23 protein-coding genes and 1 tRNA gene are annotated in these 23,781 nt (G+C 68.0%); 13 read left to right on the top strand and 11 right to left on the bottom strand.

Features of this window, described 5'->3' with window-relative positions; genetic code table 11:
* Positions 1 to 67: 67 nt before the first annotated feature.
* Together N5095_RS16490 and N5095_RS16485 are read left to right on the top strand one after the other, a co-directional pair.
* Complete coding sequence (locus tag N5095_RS16490) at positions 68 to 928, top strand: DUF7504 family protein (RefSeq protein ID WP_267624175.1); 861 nt, start codon at positions 68 to 70, stop codon at positions 926 to 928.
* Positions 925 to 3,117, top strand: a complete 2,193-nt coding sequence (locus N5095_RS16485) for a caspase family protein (protein ID WP_267624173.1) — start codon at positions 925 to 927, stop codon at positions 3,115 to 3,117. The genes N5095_RS16490 and N5095_RS16485 overlap by 4 nt, the downstream gene beginning before the upstream one ends.
* Here the strand turns inward: N5095_RS16485 and N5095_RS16480 are convergent.
* Positions 3,098 to 3,229: a DUF7503 family protein gene (locus N5095_RS16480; protein WP_267624171.1), complete on the bottom strand. Its 132-nt coding sequence runs from the start codon at positions 3,227 to 3,229 to the stop codon at positions 3,098 to 3,100. The two genes, N5095_RS16485 and N5095_RS16480, sit on opposite strands and share 20 nt — an antisense overlap.
* Positions 3,230 to 3,368: 139 nt before the next feature.
* On the opposite strand from N5095_RS16480, the gene N5095_RS16475 reads away from it, so the two are divergent.
* A complete protein-coding gene (locus tag N5095_RS16475; protein WP_267624169.1) occupies positions 3,369 to 4,880 on the top strand; it encodes a carboxypeptidase M32 in 1,512 nt (503 codons plus the stop codon).
* A gap of 24 nt (positions 4,881 to 4,904) precedes the next feature.
* Here the strand turns inward: N5095_RS16475 and N5095_RS16470 are convergent, their stop codons facing one another.
* Complete coding sequence (locus tag N5095_RS16470; RefSeq protein WP_267624167.1) at positions 4,905 to 5,258, bottom strand: hypothetical protein; 354 nt, start codon at positions 5,256 to 5,258, stop codon at positions 4,905 to 4,907.
* A gap of 209 nt (positions 5,259 to 5,467) precedes the next feature.
* Here N5095_RS16470 and N5095_RS16465 point away from each other — a divergent pair, with 209 nt between their 5' ends.
* The 3 genes from N5095_RS16465 to N5095_RS22400 all read left to right on the top strand — a co-directional run bounded on the left by N5095_RS16465 (position 5,468) and on the right by N5095_RS22400 (position 8,997).
* On the top strand, positions 5,468 to 5,644 hold the full coding sequence (locus tag N5095_RS16465) for an HVO_0416 family zinc finger protein (RefSeq protein ID WP_267624166.1): 177 nt from the start codon (positions 5,468 to 5,470) through the stop codon (positions 5,642 to 5,644).
* Positions 5,645 to 5,851: 207 nt separating this feature from the next.
* On the top strand, positions 5,852 to 7,705 hold the full coding sequence (locus tag N5095_RS16460) for a UvrD-helicase domain-containing protein (RefSeq protein ID WP_267624164.1): 1,854 nt from the start codon (positions 5,852 to 5,854) through the stop codon (positions 7,703 to 7,705).
* A gap of 2 nt (positions 7,706 to 7,707) precedes the next feature.
* A complete protein-coding gene (locus tag N5095_RS22400) occupies positions 7,708 to 8,997 on the top strand; it encodes a M24 family metallopeptidase (protein ID WP_267624162.1) in 1,290 nt (429 codons plus the stop codon).
* 9 nt (positions 8,998 to 9,006) lie between these two features.
* Here the strand turns inward: N5095_RS22400 and N5095_RS16450 are convergent, their stop codons facing one another.
* Complete coding sequence (locus N5095_RS16450; protein ID WP_267624160.1) at positions 9,007 to 9,291, bottom strand: DUF7533 family protein; 285 nt, start codon at positions 9,289 to 9,291, stop codon at positions 9,007 to 9,009.
* A gap of 95 nt (positions 9,292 to 9,386) precedes the next feature.
* Between N5095_RS16450 and N5095_RS16445 the strand changes: the two genes are divergently transcribed.
* The gene (locus N5095_RS16445) at positions 9,387 to 11,231 is read left to right on the top strand and encodes an SLC13 family permease (RefSeq protein WP_267624158.1); all 1,845 of its coding nucleotides are present in this window, start codon (positions 9,387 to 9,389) and stop codon (positions 11,229 to 11,231) included.
* Positions 11,232 to 11,268: 37 nt separating this feature from the next.
* Here the strand turns inward: N5095_RS16445 and N5095_RS16440 are convergent, their stop codons facing one another.
* Together N5095_RS16440 and N5095_RS16435 are read right to left on the bottom strand one after the other, a co-directional pair.
* Positions 11,269 to 11,925, bottom strand: a complete 657-nt coding sequence (locus N5095_RS16440; RefSeq protein WP_267624156.1) for a DUF502 domain-containing protein — start codon at positions 11,923 to 11,925, stop codon at positions 11,269 to 11,271.
* A gap of 204 nt (positions 11,926 to 12,129) precedes the next feature.
* Positions 12,130 to 12,282 carry a hypothetical protein gene (locus N5095_RS16435; RefSeq protein ID WP_267624154.1) on the bottom strand — a complete coding sequence of 51 codons (153 nt, stop codon included), beginning with the start codon at positions 12,280 to 12,282 and terminating at the stop codon, positions 12,130 to 12,132.
* Between N5095_RS16435 and N5095_RS16430 the strand changes: the two genes are divergently transcribed.
* From N5095_RS16430 to N5095_RS16410, 5 genes are all read left to right on the top strand, one after another.
* Positions 12,275 to 12,895, top strand: a complete 621-nt coding sequence (locus tag N5095_RS16430; protein WP_267624152.1) for a riboflavin synthase — start codon at positions 12,275 to 12,277, stop codon at positions 12,893 to 12,895. The two genes, N5095_RS16435 and N5095_RS16430, sit on opposite strands and share 8 nt — an antisense overlap.
* Before the next feature lie 182 nt (positions 12,896 to 13,077).
* Positions 13,078 to 14,343, top strand: coding sequence for a translation elongation factor EF-1 subunit alpha (gene tuf, locus N5095_RS16425; RefSeq protein ID WP_267624151.1), 1,266 nt, complete (start codon positions 13,078 to 13,080; stop codon positions 14,341 to 14,343).
* The gene (gene rpsJ, locus N5095_RS16420) at positions 14,344 to 14,652 is read left to right on the top strand and encodes a 30S ribosomal protein S10 (protein WP_267624149.1); all 309 of its coding nucleotides are present in this window, start codon (positions 14,344 to 14,346) and stop codon (positions 14,650 to 14,652) included.
* A gap of 150 nt (positions 14,653 to 14,802) precedes the next feature.
* Positions 14,803 to 15,378, top strand: coding sequence for a rhomboid family intramembrane serine protease (locus N5095_RS16415; protein WP_267624147.1), 576 nt, complete (start codon positions 14,803 to 14,805; stop codon positions 15,376 to 15,378).
* 48 nt (positions 15,379 to 15,426) lie between these two features.
* Positions 15,427 to 15,498 (top strand) — tRNA-Ala (locus tag N5095_RS16410).
* 256 nt (positions 15,499 to 15,754) lie between these two features.
* Here the strand turns inward: N5095_RS16410 and N5095_RS16405 are convergent.
* From N5095_RS16405 to N5095_RS16385, 5 genes are all read right to left on the bottom strand, one after another.
* Positions 15,755 to 16,030, bottom strand: a complete 276-nt coding sequence (locus N5095_RS16405; protein WP_267624146.1) for a hypothetical protein — start codon at positions 16,028 to 16,030, stop codon at positions 15,755 to 15,757.
* A 139-nt stretch (positions 16,031 to 16,169) separates the two neighbouring features.
* Positions 16,170 to 17,483 carry an RNB domain-containing ribonuclease gene (locus N5095_RS16400; protein ID WP_267624145.1) on the bottom strand — a complete coding sequence of 438 codons (1,314 nt, stop codon included), beginning with the start codon at positions 17,481 to 17,483 and terminating at the stop codon, positions 16,170 to 16,172.
* A 77-nt stretch (positions 17,484 to 17,560) separates the two neighbouring features.
* Positions 17,561 to 18,529, bottom strand: a complete 969-nt coding sequence (locus N5095_RS16395; protein ID WP_267624143.1) for a GIDE domain-containing protein — start codon at positions 18,527 to 18,529, stop codon at positions 17,561 to 17,563.
* Positions 18,530 to 18,653: 124 nt separating this feature from the next.
* Positions 18,654 to 19,037 carry a DUF7562 family protein gene (locus tag N5095_RS16390; RefSeq protein WP_267624141.1) on the bottom strand — a complete coding sequence of 128 codons (384 nt, stop codon included), beginning with the start codon at positions 19,035 to 19,037 and terminating at the stop codon, positions 18,654 to 18,656.
* Positions 19,038 to 19,563: 526 nt separating this feature from the next.
* Positions 19,564 to 21,096 (bottom strand): carboxypeptidase M32, encoded by a 1,533-nt coding sequence (locus N5095_RS16385; RefSeq protein ID WP_267624140.1) that lies wholly within the window; start codon positions 21,094 to 21,096, stop codon positions 19,564 to 19,566.
* Between the two features lie 114 nt (positions 21,097 to 21,210).
* On the opposite strand from N5095_RS16385, the gene N5095_RS16380 reads away from it, so the two are divergent.
* Positions 21,211 to 22,563 (top strand): transglutaminase-like domain-containing protein, encoded by a 1,353-nt coding sequence (locus N5095_RS16380; protein ID WP_267624139.1) that lies wholly within the window; start codon positions 21,211 to 21,213, stop codon positions 22,561 to 22,563.
* 41 nt (positions 22,564 to 22,604) lie between these two features.
* Here N5095_RS16380 and N5095_RS16375 read toward each other — a convergent pair whose 3' ends face one another.
* Positions 22,605 to 23,774, bottom strand: a complete 1,170-nt coding sequence (locus N5095_RS16375; RefSeq protein WP_267624137.1) for a M20 family metallopeptidase — start codon at positions 23,772 to 23,774, stop codon at positions 22,605 to 22,607.
* Positions 23,775 to 23,781 lie beyond the last annotated feature (7 nt).

Raw genomic sequence — 23,781 nt, 5'->3', positions numbered from 1 at the left:
CCCTCCACCGTCGGCCCGTCACCCCGCACGAAACGTTTAATCCGCGATGGGAGGTATGATGCGGGAGATGGGTGTGTCCGGAGGCGACGAGGGGGCCGCGCTCGCCGCCCGTCTGCGCCGACTGAAGCGCGACGGCTGTGTCCTCCTCGTCACCGGTGACGTGGACGCCCGCGCCCGCGCGGAGGCCACTCGCCGACTCCTCGGCGACCCGCTGCAGGCCCGAACGCGCGTGGTCATCCTCACCGCGCCCGATGCCGAGGCGGTCGAGACGCATCTCCCGGCGGGCGTCGCTCCGGACGGCGAGGCGGTCCGGGTCGTCGACCGACGCGACTCCGAGGACCTCCGGCGAGCGACGGGAAAGGCGGAGGCGAGGGGGAAGACGGAGACGACGGGGAAGACGGGGAAGACGGAGACGACGGGCGGTCGGTCCACCGCCGGCGACACGGACTCCGAGTCGACGGTCCGGCGCTCCGGGACCGACGGCGAGCGGACCGGCGAGGCCGGTTCGACCGCTCCCCTCCGGTCGCTGTCGGAGGCGGTGTTCGACGAACTCGCCGCGGTCGACCACGCCGGCCTGACGCGCGGGGAACTCCGCCTCTGTGTCGACTCGCTCGGGTCGTTCGCCCCGTTTGGGGGCCCCGGTGGCGTCGACATGACGGACACGACCGGCGCGGTCGACGAGTCAGACGGGGTCGGGACGAGCGAGGCGACCGGGACGATTCGGTTTCTCCGACTCCTGACGGCGACCGTCCGCGGCGTCCGCGGCCTCGGTCACGTCCACTGTCCGGTCCCGGACGACGACGAGCGGGTGGCGACGGTCGCCCCCCTGTTCGACGCTCGAATCGAACTCCGTCGCCGGGCGACTCTCGGCCCCGAGCAGCGGTGGCACCTCCCGGAGCACGGGGCGACGGAGTGGGTGCGGATATGAGCCGGGCGCCGTTGCGCTACCTCCCGTTCGAGGCCGTGCCCGACGCTCCGGCCGGTGGACCGGCTCCGGACCGACGCGAGGGGCGGACCGGCGTCCGAATCGTCGACGACATCGAGAACGCGCGCTTCGACCTGTTCGCCGACGCGACGGCGAGGCCGCGACCCACGGACGGGGACGCGCTTCGGTTCCCGGTGGACGTCGCCTTCGCCGTCGAGACCCGGACGCTCACGCTTCCGAAGATCGCCGCGACCATCGTCCGTGACGCGACGGGCGTCCCCGTCGCCCGCTCCGACAACCGCGAGGCGGTGTCGCTCCCGGCCGGCGAGTACGACGTGGAGGTGACCACGGCGCCCGTGAAGCTGTACGTGGCCGGCGAGGGGTCGCTCGCGGTCCGCTCCGCGGGGACCGACACCGTCCTCGACTTCGGCGAGACGACCACGGTTCGGGTCGGCGTCCGGTCGTTCCACGAGCGCCCGGCCGGGACGGTGACGACGACCGGCGACCCGGAGACGCTGATGCGGGCGGTGTCGACGCTGGGGTCGGCGCTGACCACGGCGTCGCCCGAGCGGTCGTTCCCGACGCTCCGAGGCCACCCGCCGCTGTTCGAACTCGGCGAGACGTTCTCGGCGCCGTCGTTCCTCGAGCGCCCACAGACGAGCGTCTCGGTCGTCGTCCCGCCCGAGCGACGCGCCGTGTTCGCCGTCGCGCCGCTCGCGTACTACCTCGGGGCCGACGTGGTGCCGGGCGAGACGCCGCGGTTGGCCGGAGACGGGTGGAGCCACTCGCTGTCGGTCCCCGCGCCGGGGTCGGTCGACGCGATGAGGGAACCGTCGCCGCTCGAACGCGGCGTGGCGCGGACGCTCAGACAGACGTTCTTCCTCGACTGTCTGACGCGCACGGAGGGGTTGTACCCGGTCGACCTCCACGAGCGGGGGCCGGTCGAGTCGTCGGTCGACCTCGACTTCGGTCGGCTGTACGACCTCCCCTTCTCGGCCCGCCTGCGGGCGTACCTCGACGTGCCGTTCGCGGAGCTCGAAGCGCACCTCCCGAACTGGAGTCTGACGACCGACATCGACCCGACCGCGGAGAACGTCGAGATGCTCCCGTTCGTCGCCAACGACCTCTCGCTCGTCCGGTGTCCCCGCCACGAGGCGCCGGAGGCGGCCGCCGCCGAACCCCAGGCGGTAACCGACTTCTTCCGGAGCGCCGGGACGAGCGGGTTGGTCCGCGGTGCGGACAGTTCCTCGGAGGAGACGCACTCGAACATCGTCAGCCCGGACCCGACCGACACCGTCGAGCACGCCTGGGTCGGCGACGGCTACCCGCTCGGCGCGAACAAGGCGACGGCGCAGTCCTACCGTCGGCGAATCGAGCGGGAGCCCAAACAGCGCAGTAGCATCGGCGTCACCGTCGTCTGCAACGACGAGCAGATGCGCGAGGAGGACGTGGTGGCCGACCTCTACGGACTCCGGGACCTGCTGACCTTCGACATCGAGGCCCACTACGACCTCACCCGCGACCAACTCGTGCAGGTGCTCGAGACCGACACCGACTTCCTGCACTACATCGGCCACGTCGACGAGCGCGGGATGCAGTGTTCTGACGGCCACCTCGACGTGACCGCGACCGAGTTCGAGGCCGGCGCCGACGCGTTCCTGCTGAACGCCTGTCGGTCCTACGAGCAGGGGCAGGCGCTCATCGACCGCGGGAGCTACGCCGGCGTGGTGACGCTCGCGGAGGTCGAGAACACGCTGGCGACGGAGTTCGGGCGGACCATCGCACGCCTGCTGAACTGCGGGTTCACCCTCCGGTCCTCGTTGTCGATTATCAGAGACCAACTGATGACGGCGTACCGGTACACGATTCTCGGAAGCGGTGGAATGACACTGTGCCACCCCGACAGTGGTGCGCCAGTACTCACCAGAATTGAGTCCGTTTCGGACGACGAGTCGGTGACGGTGGGTATCGACTACTACCCCTCCGAAACACGCGGTCTGGGCGCAATCTCGAGCCCGTTGCTCGATGATGTCTCTCAGTATTACTTAGGGAGTGCAGGCCCGTTCTCCTTGGGTTTTGATGAACTGCGAGAGTTCTTCCAGTTAGAACTCACTCCGGTTCGATACGAGAATTCGCTCTACTGGTCTGACGAACTGGATATTGACTCTTTGCTTACGGCCCGCCAATCGTAACCGAGTTGTTCGCCGCGACCGCCCCCGCCTGCGACAGCAGCATGATACTCGTGAATAGTGCGCCCATGAACTTCGGGTGCTCCCGGAGGAACTCGGACATCTTCTGTGCCATAGTGCATTCATTCCGTGCCACCGATTGTCGAAAAATTTAACTTAAGGGTTCTGTCGATTATCAGATGAATTTAATCAGACAGGTGAGTTCGGCGCGGTGAACACCCGATTTCATAGGGCCTCGGCGCTCAGATGGTTTCGTGTCAATCGATTCATCTGAATCCGCTCCGGAGCCGGACGCCGCCTACGACGAGCTCACCGACCGCTTCGCGCGCGTGTCGAACCTCGCGCAGGGTGCGCTGGTGTTGAGTTGGGACCAGCAGACGATGATGCCCGAGGGCGGCTCGCCCGCCCGCGGGAAACAGCTCTCGGCGCTCTTCGCCTCGCGGCACGACCACCTGACGGACGAGCGCACGGGCGAACTCCTCTCGACGCTCGAGTCGAGCGAGTTGGACGACGAGCGGACGGCGGTCGTCCGGGAGATTCGACGGGAGTATGACCACGCGGTCGACGTGCCGAGCGAGCTGGTCGAGGAGCTGACCGAGGCCCAGACAGCCTCTCAGCGCACGTGGCAGGACGCGAAGGCCGAGGACGACTTCGCGTCGTTCGCGCCCACGCTGGAGGAGCTACGCGAACTCCACGTCGAGCGCGCCGAGCACATCGACCCCGGGAAGGCGCCCTACGAGGTGATGTACGAGGGGACCGACCCCGACCTGCCGCTGTCGACGGTCGAACGCGTGTTCGAGCGCCTGCGCGAGAAGCTGGTGCCGCTCATCGCCGACATCGAGGCTCGAGGCGACGACCTCCCGCGACCGTTCGCGGGGGAGTTCCCCGAGGCCGACCAGCGCGCGCTCTGTGAGGCGGCGCTCGACGAACTCGGCTACGACCGCTCCAGAGGTCGGCTCGACACCGCGCCCCACCCGTTCATGGCTGGCAACCAGTTCGACGCGCGCGTGACGACGCGGTTCACGCCCGACGACCCGCTCGACGCGCTGACGGCGACGATACACGAGTTCGGCCACGCGAGCTACCAGCTCGGGCTCCCTCAGGAGCACTACGGGAGCCCGCTGGGGCAGTCGGTGGGGCGCATCCACGAGTCACAGTCCCGATTTTGGGAGAACCACGTGGGTCGCTCGCGACCCTTCTGGGAACGGTTCCTGCCGACGCTCAAAGAGCATCTCGACGGCGTCGACGACGTCACCGTCGACGAGGCGTACGCCGCGGTGAACCGCATCTACCCCGAGAACCTGATTCGCGTCGAAGCGGACGAGCTCACCTACCACCTCCACATCATCCTCCGGACCGAAATCGACAGCGCGTTCGTCGCCGGCGAGGTCGACGCCGACGACATCCCCGAGCTGTGGAACGGGAAGATGGAGGAGTACCTCGGCGTCGTCCCCGACACCGACGCCGAAGGATGTCTGCAGGACATCCACTGGTCGACCGGCTTCGCGAGCTTCCAGAACTACACGGTCGGCAGCGTGCTCGCCGCCCAGCTCGACGCCGCAGTCAGGGAGGACCTGGACGTGGACGGACTCGTCCGGGAGGGGGAGTACGAACCCATCGCGGAGTGGATGACCGAACACGTCCACCGCCACGGCCAGCGCTACCGGACCGACGAGCTCGTCGAGGTGGCGACGGGCGAACCGCTCACGGCCGACTACTTCCTCGATTACGTCGACGAGAAGTTCGGGGCGTTGTACGGGCTGTAAACGCAGCTTCCGGGCGGTGGCGGGCTACCGCAGCGACTCGACGTAGTCGCGTACGGTCACGTCCGAAGTGATGGTCGCGTGGAGCGTGATGGCCCCGACCGTCCGGGCCTCCGAGACGCGGTTCCCTTCGGGGTCGACCTCGAAGGCGGTCGGCTCGCCGCTCCCGCGCTCGCCGCGGTCGTTCGCGAGAATCCGGAGCCGACTGCGCTCGCCGATGAGGTCGACGACGGTGTCGACGTACTCTCCGTGGTAGTTCGCCCGCTCCCGACGCTCACGAACGTTGTACGGCCCCTCGCCGTCGACCGTCACGCCCGTGGTTCCCGCTCGGAGCTCCGAGAGGGCCCCGCGAACGTCACCCGACGCGTTCGACTGTTCCATATTTACTCGTTTTGGTGTACCCACTTAGCTCCGACGATGCGTGTCACCCTCTGCCGCGTTCGTCACCGTGTCCCGTGCTCGCGTCGGATTTCTCTGCCGTACGCTCCGGTTACCGGGAGCGTGTTCGGTTGCGTACGCGATTACTAGGCCGACCGGCCGGCTGTTCGACCCACCACAACTAAGTAGTGGTATGCCATACCGTGACGTGTATGGCGTCAGCACCGACCGACGACGTTCTCGATCAGTTCCTCGCCGACCGTGGTCACACCACCGAGCCGGAGCGATGGGACCGGTCGTATAACAAGAAACAGTGCCCCGACTGCGGCGGCATCCACGACGACGCCGCCGTGGAGTGCTCGGTCTGTGGCTGGCATCCGACCGCCTGAGTTCGACCGCCCGAACTCGACCGCTCGATTTTCCCGACCGCGGTGGACCCCGTCCGCCCGGTTCGGCCCGTTTTCGACACGACCATCGGATCCGGAGCCACTGCAGACGACCGGACAACAGTCGCCGCGACCCGGTCGTTTCAGCCGGCCGACAACAGGAGCCGAAAGTCATGCCGTTTATGGGGTATGCCGGCGAGAACGTGTGTAATGAGCGAATCCGGTGCTCACATCACCCGGCTGTTCGGCGGTCCCGGGAGCGGGAAGACGACCGCCCTGCTCGACCGGGTCGACGAGATTCTCGACGACGACGACGTGGACGTGCGGGACATCCTCGTCGTCTCCTACACCCGTGCCGCGGCGGCCGAGGTCCGCGAACGCCTCGCCGAGCGCCTCGATACGACCCCACGGAGCCTACAGGGGAACGTCGCGACGATGCACGCGAAAGCCTACGAACTGTTGAACCTCTCGCGCGGCGACGTGGTGGGCGAGAACGACAAACAGGAGTTCTGTGAGGAGTTCGGCATCGAGTACGAGGACGAGTACGGCGGCGCCGGCCGCCGAACCGCCCGGTCGACGACCATCGGCAACAAGGTCATCGCGACGAGCCAGTGGCTCCAGCGCACCGACCGCGAGGTCGCCGACTGGTACGACGTGCCCTTCCAGTGGAACGAAGAGGAGGTCCGCCTCCCGCCGGACATCGACCCCAACGCCCAGGAGGGGAACAAGTACACGCCGACGTGGCCCTCCGACGACGACCGCGTCGACATCCCCGAGGCCATCCGCGGCTGGCGCGCCTACAAGGGCGAACACAGCCTCGTCGGCTTCGCCGACATGCTCGAACGCGTCGCCCAGCGCTCGCTCCAGCCGAACGTCGACTACCTCATCATCGACGAGTTCCAGGACATCACCTCGCTGCAGTACCGCGTCTACGAGGAGTGGAAACCCAACGTGGAGAAGGTGCTCATCGCCGGCGACGACGACCAGGTCGTCTACGCGTGGCAGGGCGCCGACCCGAACCTCCTGCTCGACGCCGAGCGCCAGGAGGACGTGGTGCTCCCGAACTCCTACCGACTCCCCTCGCGCATCCTCAACGTCGTCAACAAGGAGATTCGACACATCGAGAAGCGTCAGGAGAAGGACCTCAAGCCGCGCAAGGAGGGCGGGGCCGTCGAGGCCGTCCAGAACCCCTCGATGCTCGACCTCGTCAGGAACGTCCGCTACACCGTCCAGCAGGACGACGGCGACCTGATGCTCCTCTTCCGGGCGCGCTACCAGATGTTCCAGTTCATCGACGAGTTCATCGGCGAGGGTATCCCGTTCTCGGTGATGACCGACCAGCGGATGTGGACCGACCGCCTCACGGAGTACGTCCGCGCGGTCGAGTCGATGGAGGCCGGCGAGCCCCTCACCGGCCTGCAGACCCGGCGGCTCGCCGACATGCTGCAGGACTCCGCGTTCGGCTCGAACGACCGCGACGACCTGTTCGACCTCGTCGAGGACTACGAGGAGTCCGCCGACACCGACGACCTCGCGGAGATAGAGATTCCCGCCGACGAGGTCAAAGAGCACGCGCCGTTCATGCCCGACGGCCCCTCCGCCGGCGACATGGTGCGGAAGGTCACGTCCTTCCAGCGCAAGACGGTGAAGGCGTACTTCGGCGGTCAGTACAAGGGGATGGACCCGAACCGCGTCCGCGTCGGCACCATCCACTCCGCGAAGGGTCGCGAGGCCGACCACGTGTTCGTCGCCACCGACCTCACCGAGAAGGTCGTCGAGCAGATGGCGGCGACCATCGACCAGCAGGGCATCGAGGTCGACGGTGTCGAGGAGTTCACCAAGACCACCAGCCCCGTGCCGGTCCTCACCGACAACGAGCGCCGCGTGTTCTACGTCGGAATGTCGCGCGCACGCGAGCGCCTCGTCCTCCTCGAGAACCTCGTCAGCGGCGCCCCTACCCTGCCGGTGAGCGTCCTCCTCCACAACGAACTCCGCGAGGACGACGTCGAGGAGATGCTCGAGGCGGCCCAGGATGAACCGGTCGCGCCCGAACCCGAAGCGTAACCGTGACCGACGGGGCGCCGTCCGACTCGGAACCGGACGCCTCTCCGACCGGTGACGACCCGGCGCCCCCCGTCGACCACGTCGTCGACCTTCTCCGCGACGAAATCGACGACGCGGGAGCCGTCGGCTTCGTCGCCGTCGGCGCCGACACGCCCGACGTTCGCTACCTGAGCGGGTCCGCGACCGTCGGCGACCGTGCGGTCGTCCTCACACCCACGGACGTGGCCCTGAGCCTTCCGCCGACCACGCCGTTCGACGGCGGCGACCCGGTCGAATCGCCACTGCCCGTCGCTCGTCGCACCGGCGACACCCCCGTCGGGCGGCACGCGGCGGCGCTCCTCTCGGACCTGCTCGGCGGCGACGCAGACGACCCAACTGGTCGAGATGACGCGGCCGACCCGGGTGAGGTTGGCGGGACGGTTCTCGTCCCCCGCGACCTTCCACACGACGCCGCGCTCTACCTCGACCGCGCCGGCTACGACCTCGCGTCGACCCCGGCGCTCGCCACGGCGCGGGCCTCGAAGACGCCCGGCGAGCGGGACCGCCTGTGCGAGGCACAGCGCGTCGCCGCCGGAGGGCTCGGTCGGGTGGCCTCGAAAGTAGACCCCGACGACGATGACCGCGCCGACCTGGACACCGACTCGCTCCGGACGGCCGTTCGGACGGCGCTCGCCGCCGCTGGGGCGGTCGGCGTCGACCGCGTGGCGCTCTCGCCGACCGACGCCTCCGAATCGACCGAACCCCTCGACCCGCGGCGGCCGCTCGTCGTCGAACTCGCGCCCCGACTCCCCTCGGGTTACCACGCACGGTTCGTCCGGACGCTCGTCGCCGACAGCCGAGGCGGGTGGGAACGCCGGGCGCACGTCGCCGTCACGTCGGCGCTCCGAGTCGCGGCTGGCGAACTCGAACCGGGCGTCGACGCCGACGCCGTCCGGCGGGAGGCCGTCGCCGAACTCGGGTCGTTCGGGTTCACGCCGAGCACGGGGACGGGTGGAGACGGAGCGACGACCGGAGACGGACCCGACACCACCGACACCGACGCCGACGTCGGCACCGACGCCGTCGCCGACGTGTACGGCGTCGGACTCGCGGCCCGCGAACCGCCGCTTCCCGAGCGTGGCGAGTCGGTGCCGGCCGGGGCGGTCGTCGCCGTCGACGCCGCCGTCCGGGACGCCGAGGAGGGAGCCGTCCGGGTGGCGGACCTGCTGGTCGTCGGCGAGGACGAGACGACGACGCTCGTGGACCTGCCGCGGTCGCTGAACCCTACGGTATACCGCGACTTCGACCCCTGACCGGTCCGGCTACTCCCCGTTCTCCCGCGTTCCGCTCTCACTCCCGTTCCCACCGCCGTCCTCCTCGGGCGCCTTCACCGCCTTCCCCGTCACCCGCTTTGCGGCGCCGCCGACGAGGTCGGTCGGCGTCGTGAGGTAGTGGGGGAGCGCGACCATCGCGACGGCGACGGCGAGACAGAACCCGCCGAGGAACGTCCGCCCGGAGAGCAGTGCGTCGATGCCGTAGATACCGAGCGGGATGGCGAACACGAGCGAGCCGGCGACCCCGAGCGTGTCGATGATTCCGAGCCCCATCGGGAACCGGTACTCCGTGGGCCGGCATAAGCCCCGCGAGTGACGACGGTGAGAAATCGGACAACGGCTAAGCCGTCGCGGGTGGTGGTGCGGGTATGGTCGTGTTCGGGTTGGAGACCGGGACGGCACTCGTCTTCGCGCTCGTCGTCCTGACGATAGTGCTGTTCGTCACCGAGGCCCTGCCGCCGGACACGACGGCCGTCGGGCTCATCGTCGTCCTCGCGCTTTTCGAACCGTGGACGCAGGTCGGACCCGTCGTGGCGCTGTCCGGGTTCTCGAACGCCGCGACGGTGACCATTCTCGCGATGTACGTCCTCAGCCGGGGGATTCAGGAGACGGGAATCGTCCGCCGGTTGGGCGCCGAGGTGGCGCGGGTGACGCGAGGCGACGAGAACCGGCTCCTCGTGGCGACAATCGCCTTGGCCGGCCCCATCGCGGGCGTCATCAACAACACGCCGGTCGTCGCCGTCTTCATCCCGATGGTGTCCGAACTCGCCGAGGAGGCGGGCGTCTCACCCTCGAAGCTCCTGATTCCGCTGTCGTACGCCTCGATGCTCGGTGGCACCCTGACCCTCATCGGCACCGCGACGAACCTCGTCGCGAGCGACCTCTCCGCGCAACTCATCGGCCGTCCGTTCTCGATGTTCGAGTTCACCGCGCTCGGTGCCGTCGTCCTCGTCGTCGGCGGGGCGTACCTCCTGACGGTCGGACGGGCGCTGCTCCCCTCGCGGGTCCCGGCAGGCGGGCGGACCGAGCGGTACGGCGTCGAGGAGTACCTCGCGCGCGTGCTCGTCCCGGCGCGCTCGCCGTTGGTCGGAACGCCCGTCGCCGAGGTGAGCGGCGACGTCCAGCGGGACCTCGACCTCGACGTTCTCGACGTGGTGCGGGGTGCCGAGCACTTCGTCGCCGCCGACTCCGACCGCGACGTGGAGGCTCGGGACATCCTCACGGTCCGCGGTAGCCCGACCGACATCCGGCGGTTCTGCCGACTGGCCGACCTTCGATACCTCCCGGGTGCGGCGGTCGGCGACGAGGAGCTCGGCGGACCGGCGACCGGGACGCTCGTCGAGGTGGTCGTCCCCTCGAACTCGGACCTCGTCGGCGAGACGGTCGGGGGCGCCCGACTCCGCGAGCGTTACGACGCGACCGTGCTCGCGATTCGACGGGCCGGCGGCGAACTGGTCCGCGAGGCGTTCCGGGAGGTCGAACTCCGGGCGGGGGATGCAATTTTGCTGCAGACGACCGCCGGGACGGCGTCGTACCTCCACGAGACGCCGGACCTCGTCGTCACCAGTGAGCTCATCGACGTCGACGGGATGGAGCCGCTCGACGTCCCCCGGACGCTCACCGCCCTCGGCATCGTCGGCGCCGTGGTGGCGACGGCGGCGTTGGGGCTCGCCCCCATCGTCATCGCCGCGCTCGGTGGCGTCGTCGCCATGGTCGCCACCGGCGTCCTCTCGACGAGCGACGCCTACGAGTCGGTGAACTGGACCGTCATCTTCCTGCTCGCGGGCGTCATCCCGCTCGGCGTCGCCCTGCGAGAGACCGGCGGTGCGGCCCTGCTCGCCGAACTGGTCGTCGCCAGCGCAGGCGTCGTCCCACCGGTCGTCGTCCTCGGGCTGTTCTACGTCCTCACCGGACTGCTCGCGAACGTCATCACGCCGGTCGCGAGCGTCGTGCTCCTGCTCCCTATCGCCGTCCGCACCGCCGAGTCGCCGGTCGTCGGCGCCGACCCGTTCGCGTTCGTGCTCGCGGTGACGTTCGCGGCGTCGACGGCGTTCATGACTCCCGTCGGCTACCAGACGAACCTCATGGTGTACGGTCCCGGCGGCTACCGGTTCACCGACTACGTCCGGGTCGGCGCGCCGCTCCAACTGTTGCTCGCCGTCGTGACGACAGTCGGCATCGCGCTCCTCTGGGGCCTCCAGCCGACCGGCTGACCGGGCGGCTCGGTGCCACCCCCCCGACTCCCCGCCCTCAGCGGGCGACGCCCGCCGGGAGCTCGTCGACGTCCTCGACGGTCAGCCCCGTGGTGACGAGCAGTCGGATGCCACGCCGGACGGACATGTCGACCTCGTACACCTCGCTCTCGTCGACGAGAGCGAGTCGCCCGGCGGTCGGGTTCGGGCTGTTCGGGAAGAAGACGTTCACCGCGTCGGCGCCGGTCGCCTCCTTCGCCACCCGGGGGCTCTCGTTGGTGACGAAGCCGATGGAGTAGACGCCCTCGCGGGGGTACTCGACGAGTACGACGCTCTCGTACCGGGCGGAGCGCTCGGTGAGCGACTCGGCGACCTGCCGAACGCCGAAGTAGACGGTGCGGACCATCGGGACGAGCCGGACGCCGCGCTCGAACCCGCCGAACAGGCGTCGGCCGAGGCTTCGGGAGGCGACGAAGCCGACGGCGGTGATGGCCGCCGCGAGCAGGAGTGCGGCCAGTAACTGGGCGAGGAAGACAATGTCACCCTGGTAGTTGAGCGCGTCCGCGACCCACGGGCTGATTCGGACGACGAGCGGGCGGAGCGCGAGCGCGACGCGGTCGAAGACGAACTGCAGGACGAACACCGTCACCGCGAGCGGGGTGACGAGAAACAGCCCGGCGACGAAGCTGTTCCGGAGGCGCGTCGGGAGGCTCATACCCGCTCTCTCGGCGTCGCCAGGAAAAAGTCGGCGATAGGGAGTGTCACTCCCGGTCGGGTCGTGGGCGGGCAGGCGGCGACGGCGCGGTCACGGGACGGTCGCCGCACTCGTCGGGTCGGTATCGGCGTCGGCGGCAGCGTCGAGCAGGTCGCCGCCCGACGACCGCCGTGGACCGACCGACCACCGACGCTCCCGCGCCGGTCACAGCGTCCCGTGGTAATTCCTCACCGCATACCTAGAGCTGGTCCCGTCCTCGGATTTGAACCCTCGTACCGACTTCCTCTCGGCCGGCGACGCGACCGGAGCGCTCCGGAACGCTTTCTTCCCGACCGCCGCTACGACGGGTATGTTCACCGGCATCGTCGAGGAGACCGGCGAGGTGCTCGACGCGACGGCAGACGAGGGCGGACGACGACTGCGAATCGCGACGACGTTCGACGACCTCCACCACGGCCAGTCCATCAGCGTCTCGGGCGTGTGTCTCACCGTCGAGGCGTACGGCCCTCGCGAGGAGGCGGACCGGTCGGACCACGGGTCCAACTGGTTCGACGTGTTTCTCGCGCGCGAGACGGTCGAGCGCTCCTACCTCGGGGAGGTCGCCGTCGGCGACGCGGTGAACCTCGAACGGGCACTCCGAGCCGACGGGCGGTTCGACGGTCACATCGTGCAGGGCCACGTCGACGCGACGGCGACGGTCGAGGCGGTCGAGGCGGTCGGCGACGACTGGTTCTTCGAGTTCGCCCTGCCCGAGTCGCTCGCGCCGTACGTCGTGGAGAAGGGGTCCGTCACGGTCGACGGCATCAGCCTCACCGTCGCCGACCGCGACGACGCCGAGTTCGCGGTGGCTATCATCCCGACGACGTACGAACTGACGACGCTGTCGTCGAAGGCGGTCGGCGACCCCGTCCACCTCGAGGTCGACGTGGTGGCGAAGTACGTCGAGTCGATGCTGGAGGGGTATCGCTGAGTCGGCTGGGAGTGCCGACTCTGTCGACGGGCCGTGGGCCCGGCCGTGTTCCATCCTAGCACGTGGGTGTATCCCACAAACCGCACGACGGCGCCGACCTGGCGCGCAGGACGATTCGAAATGGTTTTAGGTGGCTCAACCAAAAGAAACCCACAGAAGCGCCTTAGCGCGTGACATCACCCATGAGCGAAGACAAACCGCACCAGAACCTGGCCATCATCGGCCACGTCGACCACGGCAAGAGTACGCTCGTGGGCCGACTCCTGTTCGAGACAGGGTCCGTCCCCGAGCACGTCATCGAGCAGCACCGCGAGGAAGCCGAAGAGAAGGGCAAGGGCGGATTCGAGTTCGCCTACGTCATGGACAACCTCGCAGAGGAGCGCGAGCGCGGGGTCACCATCGACATCGCCCACCAGGAGTTCGACACGGACAAGTACTACTTCACCATCGTCGACTGCCCGGGCCACCGTGACTTCGTGAAGAACATGATCACGGGCGCCTCGCAGGCCGACAACGCCGTCCTCGTCGTCGCCGCCGACGACGGTGTCGCGCCGCAGACCCGAGAGCACGTGTTCCTGGCCCGCACGCTGGGTATCAACGAGCTCATCATCGGCGTGAACAAGATGGACGTCGTCGACTACAGCGAGGACACCTTCGAGGAGGTCACCGAAGAGGTCAAGCAGCTCCTCAAGCAGGTCCGCTTCAGCGACGAGACCACGTTCATCCCGATCTCGGCGTTCGAGGGCGACAACATCGCCGACCGCTCCGAGAACACGTCGTGGTACGACGGCCCGACGCTCCTCGAGGCTCTCAACGACCTCGCGGAGGTCGAGCCGCCGACGGACGCGCCGCTCCGACTCCCGATTCAGGACGTCTACACCATCTCCGGCATCGGTACGGTCCCGGTCGGCCGTGTCGAGACCGGTACCCTCGACGTCGGCTCGAACGTCTCGTTCCAGCCGTCCGACGTCGGCGGCGAGGTCAAGACCATCGAGATGCACCACGAGGAGGTTCCGCAGGCCGAGCCCGGTGACAACGTCGGGTTCAACGTCCGCGGCATCGGCAAGGACGACATCCGCCGCGGCGACGTCTGTGGCCCGGCCGACGACCCGCCGTCGGTGGCCGAGACGTTCAAGGCCCAGATCGTCGTGATGCAGCACCCGTCGGTCATCACCGCCGGCTACACCCCGGTCTTCCACGCTCACACCGCACAGGTCGCCTGTACGGTCGAGGAGATCAACCAGAAGATCGACCCCGCGTCGGGTGAGGTCGCCGAGGAGAACCCGGACTTCATCAAGTCCGGCGACGCCGCGGTCGTCACCATCCGACCGCAGAAGCCGCTCTCGATCGAGCCGTCCGGCGAGATCCCCGAGCTCGGCTCCTTCGCCATCCGCGACATGGGTCAGACCATCGCGGCCGGCAAGGTGCTCGAGGTCAACGAGCGATAGATGCAGCAAGCACGCGTCCGCCTCGCGGGGACCAGCCCCGACGACCTCGAGGACATCTGCGACGACGTCCGAGAGATCGCGGACAAGACGGGTGTCGCGCTGAGCGGCCCCATCCCGCTGCCGACGAAGACGCTCGGGGTCCCGTCCCGCAAGTCGCCCGACGGCGAAGGGACGGCGACCTGGGAGCACTGGGAGATGCGCGTCCACAAGCGTCTCATCGACATCGACGCCGACGAACGCGCCCTGCGCCAGCTGATGCGCATCCAGGTTCCCAACGACGTCTCCATCGAGATCGTCCTCGAGGACTGAGGACCGAGACCGCAGCGCTAAGGCGTTGCACTCACTCACCGTTCTCTCTTATTCGACCGCCGAGCCGACGGCTTCGCGGTCGCTCCGTTCCGGTACCCACGTCGTGAGCCGCGGCGTCAGCTTCATCCTCCGCCGCTCCGTCGTCCGTCCATGGGACGCCTCGCCCGGAGCCCGACGCTCCAGACGCTCCTCCTCTTCGTCGCCGTGTTCGCCGTGCAGGTGCCGTTGTCGTTTCTCGGGTTGAGTGGGCTGTTCGTGCTCACCGGTCGCGCCGACCCCGTGCCGCTCGTGTTGAGCGTCTACGCTCACGGCGGCGTCGCCCACCTGCTCGCGAACAGCGTCGCGCTCGTGCTCGTCGGCGTGCCAGTCGAGTTCGACACGACCGCCCTCCGCTACCACGCGTTCTTCCTCGCCTCCGGGGTCGTCGCCGGCCTCGCGCAGGTCTGGGTCGGTGGGGCGCTCCGGCCAGGACCGGCCGGCGTGCTCGGTGCCAGCGGTGCCGTGTTCGCCCTCGGGGGCTACCTCCTCGCGAGCAACGTCGCCACCGAGTGGGCGTTCCAGACGCTCCGTATCCCGCCGAAGGTGACGGCCGTCCTACTCGTCGTCGTCGCCGCTGGCGTGACCCTGGCGACGGCCGCCCCGGGCGTGGCGCTCATCGCACACTTCACCGGCTTGCTCCTCGGACTGGCCGCCGGGCGCGTGGGACTGCTTCGCGTTCGACGCTGAAAACGGAACGTACAAGTGAATCGCGCGGCTCGGTTCGGGTGCAGACGAGGGCTCGTAGATCAGTGGCAGATCGCTTCCTTCGCAAGGAAGAGGCCCCGGGTTCAAATCCCGGCGAGTCCACTACCGATTCTCAGCGACACCACGCGAAGGAGCGAAGCGACTGAGCCGGTGTCGCGTGTTCGTGTACCACGAGCCGGGATTTGAATCAGGGAGTGAAGCGAGCGTAGCGAGCAGAACGACCGTGGTTCAAATCCCGGTGAACCCACGACTGAACCTTGTTCAACGTGGTCGCAACCGAGGTATACGTCAGGTCGCTCTCGGTGGCTCGGGGGCAATGACACCGAACGATTAGAAGCCGGTTGACCGACTTAAAAACTCAAAACCGCTTGATGTTCGCCTTCCGCCCCGTCTGCCAGAACTCGTACCCTGCCGTCAGCACGATGAGCGTCACCGCGAGCAGGCCGACCGAATGCAGAATCGGCACCCCCAGCCGCCAGTGGAGCAGGTAGGCCAGTCCGAACCCGGCGACTTCGAGCGGCGGGACGACGAGCACGCCGACGAGCATCGGGACGCCGAGCTCGTACCGGAGCACGAGGAGCATGAACAGCCCCAGTGCGGCGAGCAGCGTCGCGTAGAACGGCAACGGAGTCACGCTCGCCCCGACGGGATAACCCCTATTAAATCCAACTTGTCTAGGCGTAGAAACGAGTTGTCGGTTGTCCGACGCCCGTCGCTCGGCGACGACTCGGCCGCCGGCCGTCCTCCTCTCGGTGGAGAACGCGCCGCTCTGCTCAGTACTCGATACCGTTCCCGTCCTCGTCGTCGAGGTCCTCCTCGTCGACGACCTCGATGCCACGGCTGTTCACTGCGTACGGGTCGAGGTGAATCTCCTGCATGAACTGCTTGTAGAGACGTTCCGCCGTCTCGGCGTCCTTCTGCTTGTCCGAGGCACGGTCACAGAGTTCGACGAGGTCCTCGGGCACGTCGTTCTCGTGGACGATCCAGTGGTTGATGAGGTCCGACAGGCGGCGGATGGGCGAGGTGAAGTGGCCGTAGATGTCGAAGTTGAGCGCGTGGTGGCCGCCGAACGGGTCGTTCATGTACTTCGCGCGGGGCATCACCTTCAGCACGGCGCGCTGAATCTTGTTGAGTTGGCGTCCCGGTGCCTCCTCCAGCGCGGCGTTGACGGCCTTTCGCGGGTCGTCCCAGGAGTCGCCCGGAATCTTCACGCCGTCGAGTTCGACGATTTCTCTCAGTGCCTTGTCCCACTGGTCGGGCGTGGGCTGGGGGTGGACGCGGTACATCGCCTCGACGCCGCGGGACCACATCAGTTCGTGCGTGACTGCCTTGTTCGCCTTCAGCATGCACTCCTCGATGATGGTGTGGGCGCGGTCGCGACTCGGGTTGAGCACGAGCGAGCCGTCCTCCTTGCGCTGTTCGTGCATGCGCTCGGCGAGGTCGTAGGAGAGTTCGATCTTCTCGTGCAGCGGTGCGTCCGGGTCGTCGAGGCGGTTCTCACACTGGGTGTAGGTCAGCCGCTCGTCGCTGTGGATGACCGACTTGTAGATGTCGATGGTGTCGAAGGAGAGGGTGTCCTTCTTGAGGTGCATCTCGACGGTGTGGGCGAGGCGGTCCTCGTTCGGGACGAGCGAGCAGACGGTCTCGGCGAGGACGGGCGGGAGCATGTGCACCGTGTACCCCGGGAGGTAGACGGTGTTGCCGCGCTCGACGGCCTCGGCCCACATCGCGGAGCCGGGGTGGACGTAGTGGGAGACGTCGGCGATGTGCACCCAGAGGACGTACTCGTCGTCGTGTTCCTCGACGGAGATGGCGTCGTCGAAGTCCTGGGCGTCCGCCGGGTCGGTCGTCCAGACGGTCATGTCCCGCAGGTCCTCCCGGTGTTCCAACTCGTCTCGAATCTCCTGCTGGACGTCCTTCGTACGCTCCTTGGCCTCCCGTTTCACCTCTGCGGGGAACCCGTCGCGCAGTTCGAACTCCGCGAACAGTTCCTCGCGTTTGTCCTCCAACTGGTCGGCGATTCGCGGGGCGACCTTCACGGGCCCCTGGCCCTCCGCCGTGCCGGCGTAGGCCTGCTCGTCTGACATAGCCGGCACAAAGAGAGGAGGGGAGTTAGGCGTGTCGGGGTCGTCGCCGCCTCGACCTTGCCGGTCGCCGCCGCGTCTCAGAACCCCGCTCCGAACTCACCCCCGAGACCGACGCCGAACGCGAAGACCAACCCCACCGCCGCGAACACTAGTCCGAGGACCAGCGGGAGCACCGAGCCGAGGAGGAGCCGCCGGCCCGCCACTCCCGGCGGCGCGTCGGCGACGACGAAGGGGTCGCCCTCCGGGATTTCGGCGTTCACGTCCCCCACGTCGCCCCGGGCGAACGCCGGCGTCCCGACCACGCACACCTCGTCGCCGGGTTCGATTCGGCGCTCGGTGTAGCGACGGTCGTCACCCGTCGCCAGTTCGAACGGACCGAGGCGGAAGGTCCCGTCTTCGGAGTCGACTCGTTCGTTGCGCTCGACGAACGACCGGATGTGTTCGGGCGGGCGCCGACCGCCGGCCACGCGCGTGCGCTCGTCGACCGCGACGACGTACGTCGCCGCCGCCGGGTCGACCCGCACGCCCGCGCTCCCGTCGTCGAGGACGAACGGGACGCCCGCCCACCCCTCGTCGACCGTCTCCCACGTCCGTCGGTGGGTCTTCGTGTTCGCGTCGTACCGGCTCCGAAGCTCCTCGACCTCGTAGCCGGCGACGACTGCGGGTCGCCCGCTGAAGGGGCCGGCGAGCGCTTCGCCCCCGGGAACCGCCTGCGCGGTGCCGACCAGACACACCTGCTCGCCGAGCCCCTCGCTCAGCGAGAGCACCGACTGCGGACGCGCCCGCAGGAGTTGGACGCCCAACCACGACGACCGGAGCGCCCGAGCCGCGAAGAACAGCCCCACTGCGGCGAACACCAGCCCGAACAGAGTGAACAGGCCGAACGGGAGCGACTGGAGCGACTGGTGCGGGGGGAGCGAGAGGAGCGACCCGGCCGCGAGCAGGGAGTCGAGAGGTGAGGAAGGGAGCGGAGGCGAGGAAGAGAGCGGAGGTGACGAGATGAGCGTCGGGACGAACGCGGGGGGCGACGGGACGAAGCGACTCACGACTCGACGACGCGTCGGGTGACGACAAAAACGTCGCGGCGTCGGTCGTCCCAGGCGGTCCGATGGCCCGACGGTCCGGCGGCCCGTCGACGTCGCCGACGGCCCCGTCGCGAGTGACCCGTCGCTATCGGCCGTCGTCGTGGTCGCGGTCGCTCCCCCGGTCACGCGTTCGGGAGCGGTCGTGTCCACGGTCGGCGCTCCGCTCCGGGTCCGGGTCGTCGTCGACCGTCCCGTAGCGTTCCTCGACGGCCTCGACGTACCGGCGGAGGAACGTCTCCTGGCTCAGGTTCGGCGCCTCGATGTCGCCGAGAAGCCCCTCCAGTTCGGCACGGGGCTGGTGGCAGAGATCGCGGTAACAGCCCTTACAGAGGTGTTCGAACTCCTTGCCGTGTCGGTTCCAGCGGTCGCCCTCCTTGTCGTACTCCCGGGCCTCCGTACGGAGGACGGAGGCGCCACAGGCGATGCAGTCGACGGACTTCCGGTCCCGGTTCGTCCGGGGGCGCCACATGAGCGTTCACTGGTGGCGGGGTCACTTAGCGTTTGTTCCGCCGGCCGAATTGGGCCGTCGTTTCGGCTCGGTTTCACGATTTCGTGGTCGTCTCTGGAGCGGTTGTTCCGATGTGGTCGACACGGCTCACGTCCGGAAGCCCACTCCGGAAACCCCACCCGACTGCACCGCCACGCCCTTCCCCAACCGATTCGCTCGCTGGCTCGCGGCTTCGCCGCTCACCCTTCCGAGGCCCTCCCTTCGGTCGCGCCTCGCACCGCTCGCTCACCCCTCGCACGGATACGCGGCGACACGAGGTCGCGGCGGCGCGCACCGATAGCCCCCGTCGTTCCCGTGAGCCGTGCGGGACCGATGGTCCCGCTGGAAGCCGGTGGCGTTGTCACCGGCGACGGAGCGAACGGGAGCTACGGGGGCTCTGCTCCCGTGTCGGCCGTCGGTTCAGACGAGGGCTTTGTTGAGTCGCCTTCTCGGCGTCCGAACGGTCCTCGATGAGAGCGTGTCGATGAAAGAACGGAGAGCGAACTGATTACGCCGAGTCCAGGTCGTACAGCGCGCCGTACTTCTCGGTCACGTAGTCGGTGAAGGCGTCGGCGGTGAACTCCTCGCCGGTCGCCTCCAGTACGAGGTCGTCGGTCTCGTAGCGCTTCCCGTACTGGTGGACGTTCTCGCGGAGCCACTCGTGGAGGTCCGCGAAGTCGCCGTTTCGGGTGCGCTCGTCGAGGTCGCCGAGTTCGTCCTCGACGGTCTCGTACAGTTGGGCGGCCATCACGGAGCCGAGCGAGTACGTCGGGAAGTAACCGAAGTTGCCGTGACTCCAGTGGATGTCCTGTAGACAGCCCTCGGCGTCCGTCTCGGGGCGAACCCCGAGGTACTCCTCGTACTTGTCGTTCCAGGTCTCCGGCACGTCCGAGACGTCGAGGTCGCCCGAGACGAGCGCGCGCTCGATTTCGAACCGGATGACGATGTGGAGGTGGTAGGTGAGCTCGTCGGCCTCCACCCGAATCAGGTTGTCCTCGTACACCTGGTTGATGGACTCGAACGCCTCCCGCGCCGTCACGTCTGAGGCGTCCGGGAAGTGGTCTTTCACCGTGGGGAGGAACAGCTCCCAGAACGCCTCCGAGCGGCCGACGTGGTTCTCCCAGAGGCGGGACTGGGACTCGTGAACCGAGAGGTCGCGCGCCTCGCCGAGCGGGGTCGCGTACCCCTCGTCGGGCAGGCCGAGTTGGTAGTTCGCGTGGCCGAACTCGTGGACCGTCGACAGCAGCGAGGAGAGCGGGTCGGCCTCGTCGAAACGCGTCGTCACGCGGGCGTCGAACTGCGTCCCGGAGGTGAACGGGTGCGAGGAGACGTCGAGCCGGCCGCGGTCCCAGTCGTAGCCGAGCAGGGTGAGCGTCTCGCGGGAGAGCTCCTCCTGTTTCTCGGCGTCCCACGTCCCCTCGAAGGCGTCCGTGGTGATGGGGGTCTCCGAGGAACGAATCTCCTCTATCATCGGGACGAGCGTCTCCTTCAGCTCCTCCAGGATGGTCTCGGCGCGGTCGAGGGAGACGTACGGCTCGTAGTCCTGAAAGAGGACCTCGTAGGGGTCGGCGTCGGGGTCGATGTGCTCGGCGTACTGGCGCTTGAGGTCGACCAGCTTCTCCAGATACGGCTCGAACGTCTCGAAGTCGTCCTCGGCCTTCGCCTCCTCCCACGCCGAGAGGGCCTCCGAGGAGGTCGAGGAAATCTCCTCGACCAGTTCGGTGGGGACGCGCGCCTCACGCTCGTATTTCCGGCGAACCTCCCGGACGACCGCCGACTGCTCCTCGTCGAGGTCGGCGCCCTCGAGTTCGTCGAGCAGGTCGCCGACCTCGTCGTCGACGAGCAGGTCGTGGTGGACCGCGGAGAGCGTCGACAGCTGTTGGGCGCGGGCGGGGGTGCCGCCCTCCGGCATCATCACCTGCTGGTCCCACGAGAGGATGCCGGAGGCGTTGCCGACGTTCGCGATGCGTCGGTAGTTGGAGAGCAGTTCCTGGTAGGCGTCGGGGGCCTCCGACTCGTCGGCTGTTGCCTCGGTAGCCATGTCCGACCGCTGGGCGCGGGTCGTTATCAAGGGTGGTGCTTCGTAGTCCGTTCAACTCAGATTTGATAGCTGGATGAACAGTTATTTTAGTTAGCAATTTGATATTCTTGCCGAATGAAACGCCGAACTGCCCTCGGTGCTGCGGGGCTCCTGTTGGGTTCCGGCTGCCTCGGGGATGCGTCGACGCCGTCAGAGTCGATTTCGGACTCCGACGGTGATGGAGTCATCGACAGCCAAGACTACGCCCCGAAAGACCCGAACGTGTCGGAGAAAGCTGACCTGTCCAGTCCGACGACATCCGGGACTCCAATCACGACCGCACGGCCGACGACGCAACGGCCGACGACAACAACTGAGTATCCCACGACGGAGACGGCGACACGGACCACGGTACGAACGCCGCCGCCGACGACGGCCGTCCCTCACGGAAACACACTTTCGGTCGACTCGCACCCCGAACTGGGCTCACAAGTCGTTGAGTACGGCTATCGGTCGGTCACGGCTCGAATCGACCCGGACGGGCCGGCGGTCGAAGACACACTCGCCGGAGAGTCCGCCAAACTTGTTGTGGGGACGTACCGCTACCCTGACGGTGACGCTGTTGCCTTCGGAGAAAGCGAACCCGTGACTCTGAGCGAGACGAAGACACTCTCCGTGGAAGTCGAGTACGACGCCTCGATTCCTCGTGACACCCGCCTCAACCATCTCGGACTCCTCATCCCCGGCGAAAAGTCAATCGACGAAGTCGAATCGTCCGAGGTCGCTCACTTCCACGAAACGGACCCGTTCGTCGTCGATGAGAACAACGACATCGAGCGCTCGCTTTCTTCGGACACACCGGGTGACGACGCCGGTGAAACGTACGAACGACGAGCGATTGAGGGTGCGTACAGTCTCGACTTCCAGGGAGTCACTCTGGGTCGCCAGTGGTCGGTGAACTTCTTCATTTATAAGCGGGCGTACGAGGCCGCCGTACAGGAGCCGAGGGGTCGGTCCCGGTCCGAGTACGTTACGTACGCTCGTGAGGAGGGTTTCGGGAGGGAGGTCGCCTCAATACTCGTAGATGAGATTACGGCCAACGGTTTTACCGACAAGCGAGAGCAAGTTGAGTTCGTCATCGATTTCGTCCAGGGACTCCCGTACGTGCCCGACGAAGTAAGCAAAGGGTACGACGACTACACAAAATTCCTCTCGGAGACACTCGTTGAGGCCGGTGGGGACTGTGAGGACTCCGCAATCCTCCTGACGTCCGTCCTCCAGTCGGAACCGTTTGGGTACGACATGGTGCTCTTCGAACTTCCCGGTCACATGGCAGCGGGAATCTACGGGAGCGACGACATGACGGGGACCTACGTCGAATCGGACGGGCGGCGTTACTACTACATTGAGACGACTGGCACCGGGTGGGGGGTCGGAGACATCCCCGAGACGTACCAGGACGAGCGTGTCTGGACCCACCAGGTCTGACCCCTCGAATCAGCTCCGTTCATCCTCGCCGCTCTCCGCACTCACCCCTCGGCCGGGAATCGCTCCGCCGCGCCGCGGTAGATTCGATAACAGCGCTCCAACACGTCGACCGAGACACTCTCGGTCTTCGTGTGTGCCTCGCCGGGCTCCGACGGCCCACAGACGACACAGGCCGTCCCGGCCGCCGCGAGCCAACCGGCGTCGGTCGCGTGGGGCTTCGTCACGAACTCGGGGTCCCCGTCCTGTCCTTCACGGGCCGCATCTAAGGCGAGGTCGGCGAACGCCCCGTCTTCACAGGCCATCGGGGGGAGGTCCTGGTCGGTCCGAACCCGGATACCGTCGGCCTCCTCTAACCCCTCCAGAAAGAGCCGTTTCCCCGGGACGGTGCGCTCGTCGACCGTCACCTCACAGCGCTCGGGCACGACGTTCCACGCCGACCCGCCGTCGATTCCCGTCACCGCCATCGTCCCCGAGAGCCGCTCGCCGTACAGGTCGGCCTCGGGCGGTTCCATCTCCCTGAGCGCGTCGACGGCGTCGCAGGCGCGATAGACGGCGTTGACCCCGCGTTCGGGCTCGGAGGCGTGACACGCCTCACCGCGGGCGACGACGGTGCTCGCCCGTCGGCCCTTGTGCGCGACGACCACGTCGGTGACGCCCGACTTCGAGTAGTTCGTCGACCCCTCGCCGACGACCGCGAAGTCGGGGACGAACCCGTCGTCGATGGCGGCGCGGACGCCCTCGCCGCCGACCTCCTCGCCGACGAAACTGGCGAAGACGAGTTCGGGCGCCCCCACCTCGGCGGGGTCCCCGGTCGCGCCCGGGTCCGTCGAGATGCCCGGGCCCGGCGAGAGGTCGGCGTCCCGGAAGGCGAGCATGAGCGCGGCGACGGCGCCCTTCATATCCGCGGTCCCCCGGCCGTACAGCCGGCCGTCGCGCTCCTCGACGACGTACTCGGTGGTGTCGTCGGGGTCACCACCCACGACCTGTGAGGGGTCCGGCGGCACCACGTCGTGGTGGCCGACGAGCGCGAGCGTCGGTCCGGTCCCGCCGCGTCGGGCGAGCACGTTGCCGGCGTCGTCGCGGGTGACGCTGGCGTCCGTCTCCTCGTCGAGCCACGACTCGATTTCGTCGCCGGCGGCGGTCTCGTCGTCGTGGCTCGGAACCGAGACGAGCCGCCGGGTCAGTTCGGTGAGTTCGGCGCGCGTCTGCATGGCCGGG

Origin of the sequence: Halobium salinum (assembly GCF_026586625.1) — an archaeon.
Lineage (GTDB): Archaea > Halobacteriota > Halobacteria > Halobacteriales > Haloferacaceae > Halobium > Halobium salinum.
The sequence above is the reverse complement of the archived record's forward strand: the minus strand, read 5'-3'. Positions and strand labels throughout refer to the sequence as shown.

Bases quoted from the DNA above. Each gene is read 5' to 3' on its own strand.
- tuf (WP_267624151.1), top strand. From the start codon at position 13,078: ATGAGCGAAGACAAACCGCACCAGAACCTGGCCATCATCGGCCACGTC.
- N5095_RS16390 (WP_267624141.1), bottom strand. From the start codon at position 19,037: ATGTGGCGCCCCCGGACGAACCGGGACCGGAAGTCCGTCGACTGCATC.
- N5095_RS16445 (WP_267624158.1), top strand. From the start codon at position 9,387: ATGGTCGTGTTCGGGTTGGAGACCGGGACGGCACTCGTCTTCGCGCTC.
- N5095_RS16465 (WP_267624166.1), top strand. From the start codon at position 5,468: ATGGCGTCAGCACCGACCGACGACGTTCTCGATCAGTTCCTCGCCGAC.
- N5095_RS16415 (WP_267624147.1), top strand. From the start codon at position 14,803: ATGGGACGCCTCGCCCGGAGCCCGACGCTCCAGACGCTCCTCCTCTTC.
- N5095_RS16375 (WP_267624137.1), bottom strand. From the start codon at position 23,774: ATGCAGACGCGCGCCGAACTCACCGAACTGACCCGGCGGCTCGTCTCG.
- rpsJ (WP_267624149.1), top strand. From the start codon at position 14,344: ATGCAGCAAGCACGCGTCCGCCTCGCGGGGACCAGCCCCGACGACCTC.
- N5095_RS16380 (WP_267624139.1), top strand. From the start codon at position 21,211: ATGAAACGCCGAACTGCCCTCGGTGCTGCGGGGCTCCTGTTGGGTTCC.
- N5095_RS16490 (WP_267624175.1), top strand. From the start codon at position 68: ATGGGTGTGTCCGGAGGCGACGAGGGGGCCGCGCTCGCCGCCCGTCTG.
- N5095_RS16460 (WP_267624164.1), top strand. From the start codon at position 5,852: ATGAGCGAATCCGGTGCTCACATCACCCGGCTGTTCGGCGGTCCCGGG.
- N5095_RS16400 (WP_267624145.1), bottom strand. From the start codon at position 17,483: ATGTCAGACGAGCAGGCCTACGCCGGCACGGCGGAGGGCCAGGGGCCC.
- N5095_RS16470 (WP_267624167.1), bottom strand. From the start codon at position 5,258: ATGGAACAGTCGAACGCGTCGGGTGACGTTCGCGGGGCCCTCTCGGAG.
- N5095_RS16480 (WP_267624171.1), bottom strand. From the start codon at position 3,229: ATGGCACAGAAGATGTCCGAGTTCCTCCGGGAGCACCCGAAGTTCATG.
- N5095_RS16485 (WP_267624173.1), top strand. From the start codon at position 925: ATGAGCCGGGCGCCGTTGCGCTACCTCCCGTTCGAGGCCGTGCCCGAC.
- N5095_RS16430 (WP_267624152.1), top strand. From the start codon at position 12,275: ATGTTCACCGGCATCGTCGAGGAGACCGGCGAGGTGCTCGACGCGACG.
- N5095_RS16450 (WP_267624160.1), bottom strand. From the start codon at position 9,291: ATGGGGCTCGGAATCATCGACACGCTCGGGGTCGCCGGCTCGCTCGTG.
- N5095_RS16440 (WP_267624156.1), bottom strand. From the start codon at position 11,925: ATGAGCCTCCCGACGCGCCTCCGGAACAGCTTCGTCGCCGGGCTGTTT.
- N5095_RS16385 (WP_267624140.1), bottom strand. From the start codon at position 21,096: ATGGCTACCGAGGCAACAGCCGACGAGTCGGAGGCCCCCGACGCCTAC.